The sequence below is a fragment of the Neptuniibacter pectenicola genome, assembly GCF_001597735.1.
Classification (GTDB): domain Bacteria; phylum Pseudomonadota; class Gammaproteobacteria; order Pseudomonadales; family Balneatricaceae; genus Neptuniibacter; species Neptuniibacter pectenicola.
The window spans coordinates 150,504-166,469 of the sequence record NZ_LUTS01000009.1; the positions used below are offsets into that span (position 1 = coordinate 150,504).

General features: G+C 45.3%; 13 protein-coding genes. 11 read left to right on the top strand and 2 right to left on the bottom strand.

What is annotated here, in order from left to right; translation table 11 throughout:
• Positions 1 to 8: 8 nt before the first annotated feature.
• The 10 genes from A3773_RS12935 (at position 9) to A3773_RS12980 (ending at position 12,157) form a co-directional block, all read left to right on the top strand.
• Positions 9 to 1,097, top strand: coding sequence for a flagellar basal body P-ring protein FlgI (locus A3773_RS12935; protein ID WP_067986674.1), 1,089 nt, complete (start codon positions 9 to 11; stop codon positions 1,095 to 1,097).
• Positions 1,097 to 2,140 (top strand): flagellar assembly peptidoglycan hydrolase FlgJ, encoded by a 1,044-nt coding sequence (gene flgJ, locus A3773_RS12940; protein WP_067986676.1) that lies wholly within the window; start codon positions 1,097 to 1,099, stop codon positions 2,138 to 2,140. The genes A3773_RS12935 and flgJ overlap by 1 nt, the downstream gene beginning before the upstream one ends.
• A gap of 81 nt (positions 2,141 to 2,221) precedes the next feature.
• Positions 2,222 to 4,492, top strand: a complete 2,271-nt coding sequence (gene flgK / locus A3773_RS12945; protein WP_067986678.1) for a flagellar hook-associated protein FlgK — start codon at positions 2,222 to 2,224, stop codon at positions 4,490 to 4,492.
• 11 nt (positions 4,493 to 4,503) lie between these two features.
• The gene (flgL, locus tag A3773_RS12950; protein ID WP_067986681.1) at positions 4,504 to 5,748 is read left to right on the top strand and encodes a flagellar hook-associated protein FlgL; all 1,245 of its coding nucleotides are present in this window, start codon (positions 4,504 to 4,506) and stop codon (positions 5,746 to 5,748) included.
• Between the two features lie 344 nt (positions 5,749 to 6,092).
• Complete coding sequence (locus A3773_RS12955; protein ID WP_067986683.1) at positions 6,093 to 7,880, top strand: acyl-CoA dehydrogenase C-terminal domain-containing protein; 1,788 nt, start codon at positions 6,093 to 6,095, stop codon at positions 7,878 to 7,880.
• A gap of 21 nt (positions 7,881 to 7,901) precedes the next feature.
• The gene (locus A3773_RS12960) at positions 7,902 to 8,339 is read left to right on the top strand and encodes an SCP2 sterol-binding domain-containing protein (protein WP_269454502.1); all 438 of its coding nucleotides are present in this window, start codon (positions 7,902 to 7,904) and stop codon (positions 8,337 to 8,339) included.
• A 112-nt stretch (positions 8,340 to 8,451) separates the two neighbouring features.
• Positions 8,452 to 10,116 (top strand): AMP-binding protein, encoded by a 1,665-nt coding sequence (locus tag A3773_RS12965; protein WP_067986686.1) that lies wholly within the window; start codon positions 8,452 to 8,454, stop codon positions 10,114 to 10,116.
• 14 nt (positions 10,117 to 10,130) lie between these two features.
• Positions 10,131 to 10,685 (top strand): DUF2889 domain-containing protein, encoded by a 555-nt coding sequence (locus A3773_RS12970; protein ID WP_067986689.1) that lies wholly within the window; start codon positions 10,131 to 10,133, stop codon positions 10,683 to 10,685.
• 44 nt (positions 10,686 to 10,729) lie between these two features.
• Positions 10,730 to 11,488: an enoyl-CoA hydratase-related protein gene (locus tag A3773_RS12975; RefSeq protein WP_067986692.1), complete on the top strand. Its 759-nt coding sequence runs from the start codon at positions 10,730 to 10,732 to the stop codon at positions 11,486 to 11,488.
• 96 nt (positions 11,489 to 11,584) lie between these two features.
• Entirely contained in the window at positions 11,585 to 12,157 is a 573-nt protein-coding gene (locus A3773_RS12980; RefSeq protein ID WP_067986694.1) for a Tll0287-like domain-containing protein, read from the top strand.
• A gap of 668 nt (positions 12,158 to 12,825) precedes the next feature.
• Here A3773_RS12980 and A3773_RS12990 read toward each other — a convergent pair.
• Positions 12,826 to 13,605, bottom strand: a complete 780-nt coding sequence (locus tag A3773_RS12990; protein WP_067986697.1) for a TSUP family transporter — start codon at positions 13,603 to 13,605, stop codon at positions 12,826 to 12,828.
• Between the two features lie 345 nt (positions 13,606 to 13,950).
• Complete coding sequence (locus A3773_RS12995; RefSeq protein WP_067986723.1) at positions 13,951 to 14,802, bottom strand: LysR family transcriptional regulator; 852 nt, start codon at positions 14,800 to 14,802, stop codon at positions 13,951 to 13,953.
• Between the two features lie 139 nt (positions 14,803 to 14,941).
• On the opposite strand from A3773_RS12995, the gene A3773_RS13000 reads away from it, so the two are divergent.
• Positions 14,942 to 15,616 (top strand): FMN-dependent NADH-azoreductase, encoded by a 675-nt coding sequence (locus tag A3773_RS13000; RefSeq protein ID WP_067986699.1) that lies wholly within the window; start codon positions 14,942 to 14,944, stop codon positions 15,614 to 15,616.
• The last annotated feature ends 350 nt before the right edge of the window (positions 15,617 to 15,966 follow it).

The following is a 15,966-nucleotide window of genomic DNA, read 5'->3' on the forward strand; positions in this document are numbered from 1 at the left end:
ATAGGGTCATGAGAATTACATTACTTTTAATTGTTAGTTTGTTGTTGAGTATTACTGCTGAAGCCAGTCGCTTAAAAGATATGGTCAGTATCTCCGGCGTGCGTTCTAACCAGCTGGTTGGCTATGGTTTAGTCGTAGGTTTAGATGGTACCGGTGATAAAACGTCCTTTACCTCACAGACGTTCCGCAACATGTTAAATAACTTTGGTGTGGCGATTCCTACTTCGGTCGATCCCAAATCGAAGAATATTGCTGCCGTGGCTATTCATGCAGATCTTCCTGCGTTTTCAAAACCTGGGCAGAAAATTGATATTACGGTGTCTGCTTTAGGTGATGCCAAAAGTTTACGCGGTGGTAGCTTGCTGATGTCGCCGATGAAAGGGGCTGATGGTCAGGTTTATGCGGTCGCACAAGGTAACTTAGTGGTATCAGGGTTTGGTGTTCAGGGTGCTGACGGTTCAAAACTCTCTTTAAATGTTCCGAGTGTGGGTCGTATCCCTAATGGTGCGATGGTCGAGCGTGCAGTACCTACCGCGTTTTCACAGGGCGATAGTTTAGTGCTTAACCTACATCGGTCTGATTTTACAACCTCACGCCGTGTGGCTGAACAGATCAATCATCTATTGGGCGAGGGTATGGCCGCGTCAATGGATGCAACCTCTATCCGTGTGCGTGCGCCTAGGGATCCATCGCAGCGCGTGTCTTTTTTATCGGTACTTGAAAACTTAAATGTTGAGCCAGCGATGGATGCGGCCAAAGTGGTGATTAATTCACGTACGGGCACCATCATTATTGGCCAAAATGTACGGGTTTCGCCTGTTGCTATTACCCACGGTGGGTTAACGGTCGCCATTGCTGAAGAGCTAAATGTGGATCAGCCAGACCCTCTCAGCGATGGTGTGACTGTCGTGACGCCGCGCACAGGTATTGAGGTGGATGAAGGTTCGGGTCATATGTTTGAGTTTTCTCCAGGCACAAATTTACAAGACATTGTTGATGCAGTGAACCGCGTAGGTGCTGCACCGGGTGACTTGATGGCGATTCTTGAGGCACTTAAACAAGCCGGTGCCCTTAAAGCTGAATTGGTGGTGATCTAATGATTAAAACGGGTGACGGCGGTCATGCTCAGCTTTATTCCGATCTTGCTGAACTGCAAAAGCTAAAGGCTAAAGCCCGAACCAATAGTGATGAGGGCTTACGTTTAGCCGCTCAGCAATTTGAGCAACTATTCGTCAATATGCTGCTCAAATCTATGCGTGATGCCAATGCTGCGTTTGGTGATGATAATTTCATGAATAGCAGCCAGACCAAACTGTTCCAGAGCATGTACGATAATCAAATTGCAATGGAGATGTCGGGCAATAAAGGGATTGGTCTTACAGATGTTTTAGTCAGGCAGTTAGGTGGCAATAATGAGAACAGTCAGCGCCAAGTCGAATTAGATGATTTGGATATTAATAGCCGCCGACTTAATCAAGCATTTGACCAAGCGGCGTCTATTGCTGCTTCCGCCCTGTTAGCTAAAGCCGAAGGGAAAGAGAACCCACCCGGCATTACCTTAACTGACGATCAGATCAGTACCGTGAAAGAGGTTTTTCAAAAGCAGCTGAATGCCGTTTCAAATGCGAGCGAAGAAAACCTGCCTGACCGTTTTGAGTCGCCGGAAGAGTTTGTAGAAAAATTGTTACCGTTGGCTGAAAAAGTAGCCAGCGAATTGGGGGTTGATCCTCGGGTGCTCCTTGCCCAATCAGCGTTAGAGACAGGCTGGGGTCGATTTATGGTACGTCAGGCAGATGGTAGCAACAGTAACAACTTATTTAATATCAAAGCGGATCGACGTTGGGAGGGGGCAAGTGCTCAAGTGTCCACCCTAGAATACCGTGATGGTTTAGCACAACGTGAAAATGCATCATTCCGTAGCTATGACAGCTACGAAGATAGTTTTAGAGATTATGTCAATTTCCTAAAAGGAAGTTCGCGTTACCAGATGGCGATAGAAAGCGCGGGTAATCCCTATGACTATGTCCAGAAATTACAGGAAGCAGGGTATGCAACTGATCCTGAATACGCTGAAAAGATTAAAAATATTTTTGAGGGTGATCTACTGGCAAGTCGAAGCGGTTTTCCTAAAGAGAGTTAGCTAATAGCCGATAAGCTATTACTCAGCTCTCCTTAACCGTTACTTCGTTACGGTAGCATTGCACTTCAAAAGGAGTCACAAATGTCTAGTTTTGGTTTACTTACATTAGGAACGCAGAGCTTGCAGGCTAACCAGACTGCGCTCGCCGTTACCGGCCAGAATATCAGTAATGTAAATACTGAGGGTTACACACGCCAGCGTCCTGTGTTTGAATCACGCGAAGGCCAAGGTGGCGTCACTATCGATAATATCGATCGCGTGGCGGATGACTTCTTAAATCGTCAGATTTGGGCGGATAGTTCGACCTATAGCAGCTACGATGTTTTTGAAGACTTTGCTAACGAACTTGATAACCTTATGGCCTCAGATGTGACCAGCATCTCTACGGCGATGGATAACTATTTTGGGGCCATGCAAACCGCGGTTGATGACCCTGTTAGTTTACCTAACCGTGAACTGTTTATTGCGCAGGCAGAGTCTTTGACCCAGCGCTTTAATGATTTAGATGCCAACATCCGCCGTCAAAATGAAACGATCAATGGGCAGTTGGAAAGCAGTGTTGCTGCCATCAACTCAATTGCTCAGAATATCGCGCAGCTGAATGATGATATACGTATTGCTAACGCTGCGGGTAATGGCATATCGAGTGAACTTCTCGATCAGCGCGATCTAAAATTGGAGGAGCTGTCCGAGTATATAGGCTTCACCACTATTGAAGATGGTAATACCAAAGAAGTCAGTGTCTTTATCGGTAATGGTGCCCCTTTAGTTGTTGGGCAGTCTGCTAATACCTTAACGACGATGACCAGCCCAGCGGATAGTACGCAGCTTAATCTTGGGATTCAAATAGGGAGTACTGTCGGTGATATCACCGGCCAAGTGTCGGGCGGTAAAGTTGGCGGTATGCTTGATTATCGTGACACAACCTTAAATGAAACCTTAGATGAGTTAGGCCGTATCGCACTTGTTTTTGCTGATACTATGAATGAGCAGCACCAGAAAGGGATGGACCTTAATGGTGATGCTGGTGGGTTGATGTTTACCGACATTAATAATTCTACCGCTGCGCGAAATCGCGTATTAGCAGAAAGCGATAATTTATCATCTGCGTCCGGCATGGTTATCATCAATGATGTCACTAAGGTTGAAGCGACAGAATATGAGCTGATTTTTAACAGTGATGATAGCTTTACGCTTATTCGAGGTAATGACCAAGTTCGCTGGGATGAAAATGAATTTAATTCGACCGGTATACCTCCGGCCAATGCATCGGAAGTGGATGAAGATGGTGAGTATTACTTAGATGCGGCTACCGGTGATCTGACTTTAAGAATCGATGGGTTTACCTTACAGCTTGATGGCGCGACCTCTTTCTCTCAAGGCGATAAATTCTTAATTCAGCCAACGCGCAATGCAGCGTCAGAGATTGATACTGTTATTAATGATGCGAGCCAGTTAGCACTAGGATCACCTTTATCCACATCTGCAGATGCAGCGAATACGGGTACCGGCGTTGTTAACGTTGCGATTACTGATAAAGATTATGCTGATCAATCAGCAGTGGTTAGCCAGTTAACTCCGCCATTAAACCTGAGTTTTCTCTCACCGTTAGACGCAAGTGGTGCGGTAGCTAACACAGGTACGGCATCCAATGTACAAATTGCAGATTACGATACCCTGTCTGGTATTACGTACCCGGTCACTATTACTGCGGTGGGCGGGGCGTTTAATATTACCGACTCTGGCTCACCGGCCACAACCCTTACCGGTGTCGGTGCGATTGGTGATGCGGAGTTAGATCTTACAGCAACGTTCGGCTTTACCGTGGATATTGCCGCGGTGGCGAATGGCGATGTATTTACCATTGATCATGATGATTCAGACGTGGTTGCGTACTATCAGCTCACGGATGAAGAGGGCGACCGTCAGGTGGGTGCGTTTGATCCTAGCGAGTCAATTACGCTTGAAGGGTTCGACGTTACGATCACTAACCAACCTAATTTGAATGATACTTTTACAATACAGCCGAATACCGATGGGGTGTCAGATAACAGTAACGCGTTACTGCTCTCGGATCTTCAATTTGTTAAAACGATTGAAGGTGCGTCTTACCAAGATAAATACGGTCAGACGGTTGAGCGTGTTGGTACCGAGGCTGCAGTCGCACAAATAAATGCACAAGCAGGTAAAGCTGTGCTTGATTCGAATATAGCGCAACGTTCAAGTATATCGGGTGTGAACTTAGATGAAGAGGCCGCTAAGCTGGTTCAATATCAGCAAGCGTATCAAGCGTCGGCTCAATTGATTCAAGTTGCACAAACCATATTTGATACCTTGTTGCAGAGTGTATAGGGAGATAAGTCATGAGAATTTCTACACAGCAAATTTTTCTGAGTAATATCGATAATCTTAATAGCAGCTCTGCGGCGTTATTTAAAACACAGCAGCAACTTTCAACCGGTAAGCGGGTATTGCAGCCGTCGGATGATCCTTTAGCGTCCGCCCAGATTCAAAAATTTAAAAAAGAGATTGCCAGAACAGAACAGTTCTCAGCAAATATCGAAGTGGCCGACCGTCGCTTGAGCCTAGAAGAAACGACCATTGATCAGATCAATAACCTCTCTATCCGCCTTAAAGAATTAACGCTTCAAGGTAAAAATGGTGTGCTAAGTGATGGCGATCGTAGCTCTATCGCCTCTGAAGTTGGGGAGATCGTAAAATCGTTATCCAGCTTGATGAACACAAAAGATGTTCAAGGTGAGTATCTTTTTGCCGGTAATAAAGGTTTCACTCAACCTTATACCTATAATCAAAGTAACGGACGTTATGAGTTTAATGGCGATGACGGTCAGCGTTACTTACAGGTCGGCCCAGAAAATAAGGTTGCCTCAACGGACTCTGGTTTCGATATATTTGAAACAGTACCTGTGGTGCCTGGTTACATAGAAGCGGATCTGACACAAACGGTTTCGATGGTTTCAAATATCGATATCGATGGTGGTGATGCCGAAGAATTTGGTGAATATATGGCTGCACATGGGCCATTAACAATGAGTGTTGATGCGGCGGGCTTGCTGACCGTAACCGATAAAAATGGTCAATTTGTTACGGCCGAAGATCCTGCGGTCAGCTTAAACGGGTATGACCTATCGACTAACCCGAATGCACCAACATTAACGATTGCTGGGGTTGAGCTTGATGTCAGTGGGGCTAACGAAGGCACGGCGACCTTAGACGTATTTGATCAGCACAATATTCTTAATACCGCGATGGATCTGAAAGAACAGCTAGAAACTGCAGACTTTACAACGGAAAGCGGCAAAGAGTTGTTTAACACTAAGATGGACCAAATCTTAACGAACCTGTCCGGCATTGAAGAGCTGAATATCTCTGCACGTACCAGTATTGGTGGCCGTATCAATACGTTGGAACAGCAGCTTCTAGTGAATGAGGATTACATTCTCTTTACGGAAGAGGCCCGGTCCTCATTTGAGGATATGGATTATAACGAAGCGATCAGTATGTTTTCACTACAAGAAACCGCACTCGAAGCCTCCTATGCCAGCTTTGCTGCCATTAAGGATTTGAGCTTGTTTAATTACCTGTAGCGTTCTGCGTCATAGAATTAAAGCCGACATCATGTGTCGGCTTTTTTGTTTTTATTGTGCGCTGCAATGTCAGTTGAAGGATATTGTTACATTTAAATCGTCAATTCTATCTTGATTACCGCCGCCTTTGCCCCGATTATCCCCCCGTAAAATAAGCGTTTTAAAACATGTGCTACTTTTTGTCATTAATAATGGTAGCTTTTGTTATTGGCGAAATTCAGTCTATCGACCATCCTTAAGTATATCTGAACAACAGTGCTGCCAATTTAGATTGTACCTAGCAGCGATTGCTCAAGTGATAAATACCACTCAGAGCTATAAAAATAATATTGAGGATAGATGTCATGCCAGAATATAAAGCCCCCCTTCGTGATATGAGCTTTGTGCTTAACGAAGTACTCGATGCCGAACGTCATTATCAAAACCTGCCGGGTTGTGAAGAAGCAACACCCGATATGGTGGCAGCAATTATGGAAGAGGGTGCCAAATTTTCTGAGCGCGTACTGTCGCCATTGAATCAAGTAGGTGATCAGCAAGGTTGTACGTGGAACGACGGTGTTGTGACAACCCCTGACGGCTTTAAAGAAGCCTACCAGCAGTTTGTTGAAGGGGGGTGGCCTTCACTCGCCCATGAAACAGAATGGGGCGGACAGGGCTTACCTGAGTCCCTAGGCATTGTACTGAATGAAATGGTAGGTACCGCAAACTGGTCATGGAGTATGTACCCAGGGTTAAGCCATGGGGCGATGAACACATTAGACGCCCACGGTACTGATGAGCAGAAAGAGACCTACCTGACTAAATTGATCTCTGGTGAATGGACCGGCACCATGTGCCTGACAGAGCCCCATTGTGGTACCGACTTAGGTATGCTGAGAACCAAAGCAGAACCCCAAGCAGATGGCAGCTACAAAATATCAGGGACTAAAATCTTCATCTCTGCCGGTGAACACGATATGGCGGATAATATTATACATATTGTACTCGCCCGTCTTCCGGATGCGCCTGCCGGTACTAAAGGTATCTCACTCTTTATTGTGCCTAAACATCTACCTGATGCCTTGAATGAAAGTAACGGTGTGAGCTGTGGCTCGTTAGAACATAAAATGGGTATCCATGGTAACTCAACCTGCGTCATGAATTTTGATGGGGCGACTGGCTACTTGATCGGTACCGCCAATAAAGGTTTGAACTGTATGTTCACCTTTATGAATACCGCCCGTTTAGGGACTGCATTACAAGGCTTAGCCCACGCCGAATGGGGGTTTCAAAATTCATTGGCCTATGCAAAAGACCGTTTGCAGATGCGCGCGTTGAACGGCCCCGCTTATCCTGATAAAGCCGCTGATCCGATTATCGTTCATCCTGAAGTACGTAAGATGCTGCTAACGCAAAAAGCGTTCGCTGAAGCGGGTCGTGCCATGATCTATTACTGCGCCCAGCTGGTGGATAAAGTGAAGCTGTGTGAGGGTGATGAGAAAAAAGATGCGGATGCACTGCTCGCCTTCTTAACACCTATAGCAAAAGCGTTCCTAACGGAAGTGGGCTTTGAGTCCGCTAACCATGGTTTACAGATCTTCGGTGGTCATGGCTATATTGCGGAATGGGGTATGGAGCAGAACGTACGTGATAGCCGCATATCGATGCTTTATGAAGGTACAACCCAGATACAGGCACTGGATCTATTGGGCCGTAAAGTCTTGATGACTCAAGGTGAAGCGCTTAAAGGCTTTACCAAAATCATGCATAAATTCTGTCAAACAGAAGCGGATAACTCAGAGATGCAAGCATTCACCCAGCCGCTTGCGGCGTTAAACAAAGAGTGGGGTGAATTAACCATGAACGTGGGTATGAAGGCGATGCAAAACCGTGATGAAGTCGGTGCCGCGTCAGTGGACTACCTGATGTACTCCGGTTATATCGTACTAGGTTATTTCTGGGCACGTATGGCGAAAGTTGCCCAAGAAAAACTGGCCCTTGGTGAAGGAGATACCGCTTTTTATCAAGCGAAGCTAACGACAGCTACCTTTTACTTCCAGCGTATATTGCCACGTACACGCTCGCTCGTTGAGACCATGCAGTCCGGTGCCGATAACTTAATGTCTATGGATCAAGAGCACTTTTCATTTTAATTGTGCATTGTAGGTAGACGGATGAAACAAGCACTGAATAACCTGGTAGGCCGCACCTTACTGCGCGGTCTACTGAAGCTGAATGCAGCGCGTTACAAACTAAAAAATACAAACAGTGATAATAATAATGAGGTTTTAAACATGGCGGATTTAAACGCAATTTTCTCCCAGATGGAACAACGGTTTGACGCCTCTGCGGCGGCGGGTACTGACGCTATTTTTCAGTATGAGATCAGTGATGGTGGTGAATGGTTTGTTGCAGTTCAAGACGGTAACTGTTCAGTTGAAGAGGGCAGCAGTGACGATGCAACCGTGACCTTGCGTATGGATAGCACTACATTGGAAGAAGTCATGTCAGGTGAACTCGATGGTATGCAAGCATTTATGAGCGGTCGAATTCAGGCGGATGGCGATATTATGCTTGCGACAAAATTAGCGGTGTTATTTCCCGTTTTTTGAGCTAATTTTAATAGAGGGTGTGTGGGTATTCCACCACCGCTCCTCTATGATGATTAATCAATACTAGAACCGAAAAGGTTCTCGATAAAAATAATTATACGAGGAGCCTGTAATGGTACAGCCGTTACCTGCAGCGGACCAAATACCGGAGGATATCAATCATTACGGATTTAAAACAATCCCTGATATCTTAGCGTACACCTGCAAAAATTTTGGCCCTAAACCCGCTTACACGAGCTTTGGGCGAACGTTAGATTATAACGAACTCGATCGTCTTTCCGCCTCGTTTGCGGTGTATTTGCAAAAAGAGACTAATCTACAGCCGGGTGACCGCGTTGCGATTCAGCTTCCTAACCTTATTCAATACCCGGTCGTGCTTTTTGGTGCATTACGCGCGGGGTTAGTAATTGTTAATACAAACCCGCTCTATACCGCGAGTGAGATGGAACATCAGTTTTGTGATTCAGGCGCTAAAGCGTTAATTATTCACAAAAGTATGGCCCACAAAGCGGAAGAGATACTGCTAAATACAGAGATAGAACACCTGTTTGTAACCCAAGTGGGCGACCTACATGGGTTTGTGAAGCGTAATTTACTTAACGCTGCGGTTAAGTACCTCAAGAAAATGGAACCTAATTTTTATCTGCCCGATGCGCTACCGTTAAGGGACACCTTACTTAAGTACCTAGGTGAAACCCCAACCCCAGTCGATGTGAAACCGGGAGATATCGCGGTTTTACAGTACACGGGGGGCACAACGGGCGTATCTAAAGGGGCTATCTTAACGCACGCCAACCTGATCTCGAATATGCTGCAAGCTGAAAATCGACTGAGGGTGCCGGGTGTTGATTGGACCGAAACGGTTATCTCCCCTTTGCCGCTCTATCATATCTACGCGTTTACGGTTGCTCAGGTTGTCTCTTTGTTGGGTGGGCATAGTGTTTTAATTCCTAACCCGCGTGATATTTCCGGATTTATTAAAGAGTTAGGCAAATGGAGAATGAGTACCTTTGTCGGCTTAAACACCCTTTTTGTTGCCTTGTGTAACGACGAGGCCTTCTTGGATGTTGATTTTAGTAACCTAAAATTTACAGCCTCAGGGGGCATGGCGCTCAATCAATCCACGGCAGAGTTATGGCGTGAAAAAACAGGCTGCGATATTACCGAAGGGTACGGTTTAACCGAAACCTCACCAGCGGTTTGTTTTAACCCTCCTATGGCCAACCATATAGGTACCATTGGCTTACCGATGATCCATACGGATATCCGCGTGATCGGCACGGACGGACAAGACGTGCCTATCGGTGAAGCGGGCGAGCTATGTGTTAAAGGCCCGCAGGTGATGCGGGGCTATTGGCAGCGTCCTAAAGAGACCGCATGTTCATTTACTGATGATGGCTACTTTATTACCGGTGATATCGCCACGTTAGATAAAGGTGGCTACTATCGAATAGTGGATCGCGCTAAAGATATGATCATCGTCTCTGGGTTTAATGTGTACCCGAATGAAGTTGAAGACGTGATTACCAAACACCCTGATGTGATCGAATGTGCTGCGGTTGGGATACCTGACATAAAAGCAGGTGAAACAGTCAAAGTCTTTATTGTGAGTAGTAATCCCGAGCTAAGTCGTGAAGATATTCGAGACTGGTGCAAGGACAAACTGACCCGCTATAAAGTGCCTAAGCAAGTTGAGTTTGCGGATGACCTACCTAAATCAAATGTAGGTAAAGTGCTTCGCCGTATGCTTAAAGCGCCAAAAACCGATGACGTTTAAGCGGAGGAGGCATAATGCCATTATCTAAGCCTGCTCGTCGTTCGGCTCAACATACGCGCACGGTGACCTGTACAGGTTATCTGCGTGATGACCAATTGTGGGATATCGAAGCGCGGATGACCGATATTAAAACCCATGATGTGGATAACGCCGAACGGGGTGGTTATGTGGCGGGGGGTGAAGCCTTTCACGATATCAGCATACGCGTGACCCTCGATAAAGGGTTATATATCCACCAGGTTGAAGCGGTCATTGATGGATCACCTTTTCGGATGTGTAGCCAGATTACCTCCGCGTTCCAAAAGCTGGAAGGGTCCCGTATTGGGCCTGGGTGGCAAAAGCAGGCCAGAGCATTGCTAGGCGGTGTTGCCGGTTGTACCCATCTGAATGACCTACTACCGGTTGTTGCAACAACGGCAATACAAGCGATATGGCCAAGTTCAGGCAAAGAAGGGGATGGCGGCGTGCTGAAAGAGGGCGCTAAATTCATGCTAAATAGCTGTCATGTCTGGGGGCAAAGCAGCGATATGGTCAAAACCTATCTGCCAGAACATTATATTGATAAATAATGGCTGTGCTTCTTATAAAACATCGGACCTGATTGAGACACCCTATGAATGAATTTGTCCTTGCAGAGCAGAATAATGACGTTTTGGAGATTATTTTAAACAGAACGGCTAAGAAGAACGCATTGACCCTGTCCATGTATGAGCAACTAACCCAGCTGCTCGATTCAGCGTCTGAAAATCCAGAAATTAATGTGGTACTTATTCGAGCAGAAGGGACAAGCTTCTGTGCGGGTAATGATATCCAAGATTTTATATCCGTGGGCGATGGCGCGGATGCGATTAAAATTATTATCGGCTTTTTACACCAGCTAGCCGAGTGTAAAAAACCGATTGTTGCCGCCGTCCAAGGTAATGCGGTAGGTATAGGTACAACCATGCTATTACATTGTGATCTTGTGGTGGCAGCCGATGATATAAACTGCCAAATGCCCTTTGTTAAATTAGGGCTGATTCCCGAAGGCGGTTCGACCTTACTGTTTCCGTCCATGGTCGGTCATCGACAAGCGTTTGAGATGATGGTTGAAGGGGTGCCTTTTAATGCGGAAAAAGCGCTAAATATAGGCTTAATCAATCAAGTTGTAACGTGTGACATCTTATTAAAAAGCGCCCGCGCCCGTGCTGCACGCTTAGCACTATTACCCTCACAGTCCGTTCAAACATCTAAGATGTTAATGAAAAAAGCCTACCTTCAACAGCTGCATCATGTAATGGATGAGGAAGGCTCACTGTTTCATGAACGATTATATTCGGCAGAAGCGCAACAAGCCTTTATGCAGTTTTTGCAGAACAAGTCATCCCAGTAGGATTTTGTCGATAACTTCTATATTAGTGTTTACTAATCTACAGAGTGCTATATACTTTGCCTCATTAGATCGATTGCATGCAAAGAGGCATTTACTATGAAAGCACGTCTACTCGTCGTGATGATCGCTGCCAGCACTTCAGTACAGGCTGAAGAGTTCGCAGTGGATATTCCCACACTTCAGGCCGAGGCTAAGCAAGTGATTACCCAGTTAGCTTCAACCTTAATGGGAGAGCTGAAAAAGGCCAAGCAAGAGGGCGGTGCACCAGCGGCCATTGCTGTTTGTCATACAAAAGCGATGCCCCTTACCCACGAAGTATCCGCATCCTCGGGTTGGGAGATTGGCCGTACCAGTTTAAAACTGCGTAACCCTGATAACGCACCCGATGCGTGGGAAAAGCAGGTACTTGAACAGTTTGCTAAACAAACGCAACAAGGTGCTAACTTAAAAACCTTAGGCTTCTCACAAGTCATCGTCGATGAAAGCGGACGTAAAGTCTTTCGCATGATGAAAGCGATCCCCGTGGGCGACCAATGTTTAGCCTGTCATGGCACAAACATCAAACCAGCCTTGCACGATAGCTTGCAAGCCCTCTATCCAGAGGATAAGGCAACTGGTTATTCCGCGGGTGACCTGCGTGGTGCATTTACGCTGAAGAAATATCTATAACGCCCTATTGGCACTAACGTACGTACTAGGCTGTTATCCACTGGTGTTATATCGGTACTTAAATAAAAAAAGCCGTAGATTTTTAATCTATGGCTTTTTTTATGCGCTGTGCTGGCGGCCAGAATCTAACCCGTTCGCTTAGGGCATAAAGGGTGGGGGACAGCACTCGTTGTATCAGCTCACAGATAGCCACGAAATAGCGTCCAAAGGGTAAACAATAGCGCTAATATAATGATGAACAAAGCAAAGAGACAAACACTAACGAGCCAGTAACGTAGACCGAACTTAAAGGCTATAAGGAAATTAATCCCGAACCCGAGAATAAGGCACGCCGCTTGGAGATAGCTACGGTACTCCGATCCTATTAACCCGTTTAACTCGCCAACCAATGCAAATGAAGGCGCTGACCATGGAAAGGAAAGCACCAAAAATCCTATTACGATGGCGTCAAGGGAGGAAGCCCAAGCAAACCCGAGTGTTTTTACTGTATGGAATAAGGCAATAAACGCAGTGGGGATAGCGCAACCCAGTATGAACGTCTTCGTTTTAGAAAGGTTTTTAATCACAAGGTTACTCTATAACGCTCCATCAAGAGACAAACTATAGTGGGTTAACATAAGCGACAAAGGCGTAAGAGCCGCCCGTTATTTTTCCTGTTGAGTGGCTGATTAGGTGAAGACAAACCATCCCATTGAATCAGCATACTTTAATAGCATAGCACTACACATAAGAACGACAATGATTCTTAAATAGGCGGGCTTAATTTTGAACAAACAATGCGCGCCAAGCCATGCCCCTATGCATTGCCCCAACATCATCAATAGTCCAACACCCCAGATAATATGACCGGCTACTAAAAATATAATTAAAGACGCGATGTTGGTCGCAAAGTTCAAGGGTTTAGCGGTGGCTGTCGCTGTTATTAAGTCATGTCCTCGACATAGAATACCCGACAGGGCGAAAAAAGAGCCCGTACCCGGACCAAACATACCGTCATAAAAACCAATAAAAGGGACAACTATATTTTTATACTTTGTGTTGGTTAATTTAGCGACACCCTGAGTTTTAATTAGTTTTGGCGATATAAGAAAGTAGATAGCGATAAATAAAAGAACAATAGGAATAACAAAGGCTAATACATCTGTATTTATAAATTGCACAGCGATGGTGCCCAATGCTGCGCCTACAAACGCTGTCAACATTAGATACTTCACGTTGTCCCAGCGTATTCTTTTATTTTTAAGCATCATATAAGACGCTGTAGCCGTCCCCATGCAACCTTGTAATTTGTTGGTCCCCAGTGCAGCCAAAGGGGGAACACCGCTCAAAATTAAGGCGGGTATTGATATTAACCCGCCACCACCTGCCAATGTATCAAGGAGTCCGGCGACAACCGACACTAAAAATAAAAGTGCCAGTAATTCGATAGAGTAGTTCGTAAATTCCAATGGGATACGCCTTTTTCCTTACACCGCTGGTGTAATATAAGTCACTATGTTATTCGCCTTAGGCTCATTTAAATATTTACGGTTAGTTTTCCAGTTGTCTGGAATGCCCCAATATCATGAATAGAATCAGCTTTCCCTTCATAACATTTATCCGAAAGACGTTGAGAAGGATGAGGGTGACTAATAGCCCTATGTAAGGAGTCAGCTCTTGCTTGTCGTTATGTATTGAACAATTAAGACCTGACCCTCAAGGTTTTCCAGCGAGTAATTTTTTCGACAGCAGTAGCTTGTTATGCAGGTATTTTGCCTTGGGAATACTCGGTTAGCCAGAAGAGCCCTCACGAATTACTGGTTCAACATATATTCGATCCAATTTAAAAATCTAATGGCACTTCTAGTTTCGAAGCTATGCTTATTTGGTACGTAATAGCAAAGGTCTGATTTGACCGATCGAGTTTCAAATTGTTGTAGCAAGTTAGATTTTAACAGTCTTTTACTGAGTGTCGTAGAACAGAACACAAGTCCATTTTCTGCCATAGCCTGCTGGATCCCGAAAAGCTCTTGATCAAATTTTTTGAGTTTAATATTAGACCCATCGAGTCCATTTTTTTCCAGCCAAGCGGCTAATGGAGGGGCCGGTAACGATTGATTCTTCCACTCCGTTGTAAAAAGGGTAATGGGTTCATTCGACCAAGAAGGAGGCGCCATTCCATAAGTACCAAATACATTGAATGACTCAGATTTAATAACATCAGCATCCTCTGCGACTGAGACATCACCGAACCGAATTGGAATAATATATGATTGGCTGTCAACCGACTCGCCGGTCGATATTTCCATAGAAATATCGGGGTTGGCTTGTTCAAACTCATGCTGGGAAGGGATTAGCACCATCGCTGCAAATGATGATGTCGTCGTCACCCTGACGGAACTACCAGCCTTCATCACCTCTTCCAAAGCACTGTCAATTTTCCGAAATCCGTCTGAGGTTGCTTTAGCTAACCTTATACCTGTTCCGGTTAGTGATATCCGTCTTCCTAGTCGATGAAACAAATTTACATTTAACCGACTTTCCAGGTTGCTAATGTGGTGCGAAATGGCTGTTGGCGTCAGCGAAAGTTCTTCTGCGGCCAACTTAAAACTTCCCTGACGGGCAGCCGACTCAAAGGCTTTCAGTGCCTGTAACGATACTTGCAAACTTAATCCCCACATTAGCAACTAGTTCATTGATAGTTTAGATGATTTAAACTCATCTACAAGTGTAACTTTTGCGTTTGTACTATTTTATACAGGCTCACAAAATAGCTCCTGTTATTAATCAATTAAGGTAATGAATATGAGCACATTATTACACATAGACTCTAGCGTGAGAGCTGTGAATAACACGAATCCAGATCATGATTCCATATCTAAAAATATCGCTCTACGATTTATTGATACATGGAAACAGATTCGGTCTGAAGATGAGTATATCTATCGTGATGTTGGAGTGAATCCACCTGATTTCATCACACAGGATTGGATTAGTGCGGTGTTTACTCCTGAGGAAAAGAGGACCTCGGCACAGAAAGAGAGACTCGCACTGTCAGATCAACTGATCGCTGAAGTGGTGGCAGCTAATGTTATCTTGATTTCCTCACCCATGTATAACTACGGTATGCCGGCACAATTGAAAGCGTGGTTCGATCAAATTGTACGCATCAATAAAACGTTTGATTTCGATCTCGCACGAGGGGACTTCCCATTACAGCCTCTACTCTCAGGTAAGACCTTGATCATAGTAACTTCCAGCGGGGAGTTTGGTTTTGAAAAAGGTGGAGTTAGAGAAGATGCGGGTCACCTGACACCGCACCTGCGGACACTGAGTAAATATCTAGGGGTGGATACAATCTATGAGATTGCCTCTGAATATCAGGAATTTGGTGATGATAGACACCGCATGTCATTAGCCAATGCAAAACATCGAGCCAAAATTATCGCATCAGAACTGAGTACTTTAACCCTAGCTTAATTGTCAAAAAACGAGGCCAATAGTGTGTAACTATATGACTGAAGAACGCCTCATAAAGTGTGGAGGCGAGGTCATTGACTTGGCTATGAGCAATGCCAAGGCAGGCGGACCATATATGACCCCGTTGTGCTTGTTGTTATGTATTGCAAAAAGCAAGACCTGACCCTGTTGGTGTGGATGTGCACCGAGCTCTCTGAAACATAACGCTGTGCTAAGGGGCGCGAGCGAAGCGAGCGTCCCAGTGAGCGGCAGCGAACGAACTTGAGCACCTTGTGTACGCCCAGCATGGGCATGAACTAATGAGGTGAAAGTCCTCTGTAGGAAGGTCACCATCCATAGCGATTTATATC

Bases quoted from the DNA above. Each gene is read 5' to 3' on its own strand.
- A3773_RS12975 (WP_067986692.1), top strand. From the start codon at position 10,730: ATGAATGAATTTGTCCTTGCAGAGCAGAATAATGACGTTTTGGAGATT.
- A3773_RS12955 (WP_067986683.1), top strand. From the start codon at position 6,093: ATGCCAGAATATAAAGCCCCCCTTCGTGATATGAGCTTTGTGCTTAAC.
- flgL (WP_067986681.1), top strand. From the start codon at position 4,504: ATGAGAATTTCTACACAGCAAATTTTTCTGAGTAATATCGATAATCTT.
- A3773_RS12970 (WP_067986689.1), top strand. From the start codon at position 10,131: ATGCCATTATCTAAGCCTGCTCGTCGTTCGGCTCAACATACGCGCACG.
- A3773_RS13000 (WP_067986699.1), top strand. From the start codon at position 14,942: ATGAGCACATTATTACACATAGACTCTAGCGTGAGAGCTGTGAATAAC.
- flgK (WP_067986678.1), top strand. From the start codon at position 2,222: ATGTCTAGTTTTGGTTTACTTACATTAGGAACGCAGAGCTTGCAGGCT.
- A3773_RS12960 (WP_269454502.1), top strand. From the start codon at position 7,902: ATGAAACAAGCACTGAATAACCTGGTAGGCCGCACCTTACTGCGCGGT.
- A3773_RS12980 (WP_067986694.1), top strand. From the start codon at position 11,585: ATGAAAGCACGTCTACTCGTCGTGATGATCGCTGCCAGCACTTCAGTA.
- flgJ (WP_067986676.1), top strand. From the start codon at position 1,097: ATGATTAAAACGGGTGACGGCGGTCATGCTCAGCTTTATTCCGATCTT.
- A3773_RS12965 (WP_067986686.1), top strand. From the start codon at position 8,452: ATGGTACAGCCGTTACCTGCAGCGGACCAAATACCGGAGGATATCAAT.
- A3773_RS12935 (WP_067986674.1), top strand. From the start codon at position 9: ATGAGAATTACATTACTTTTAATTGTTAGTTTGTTGTTGAGTATTACT.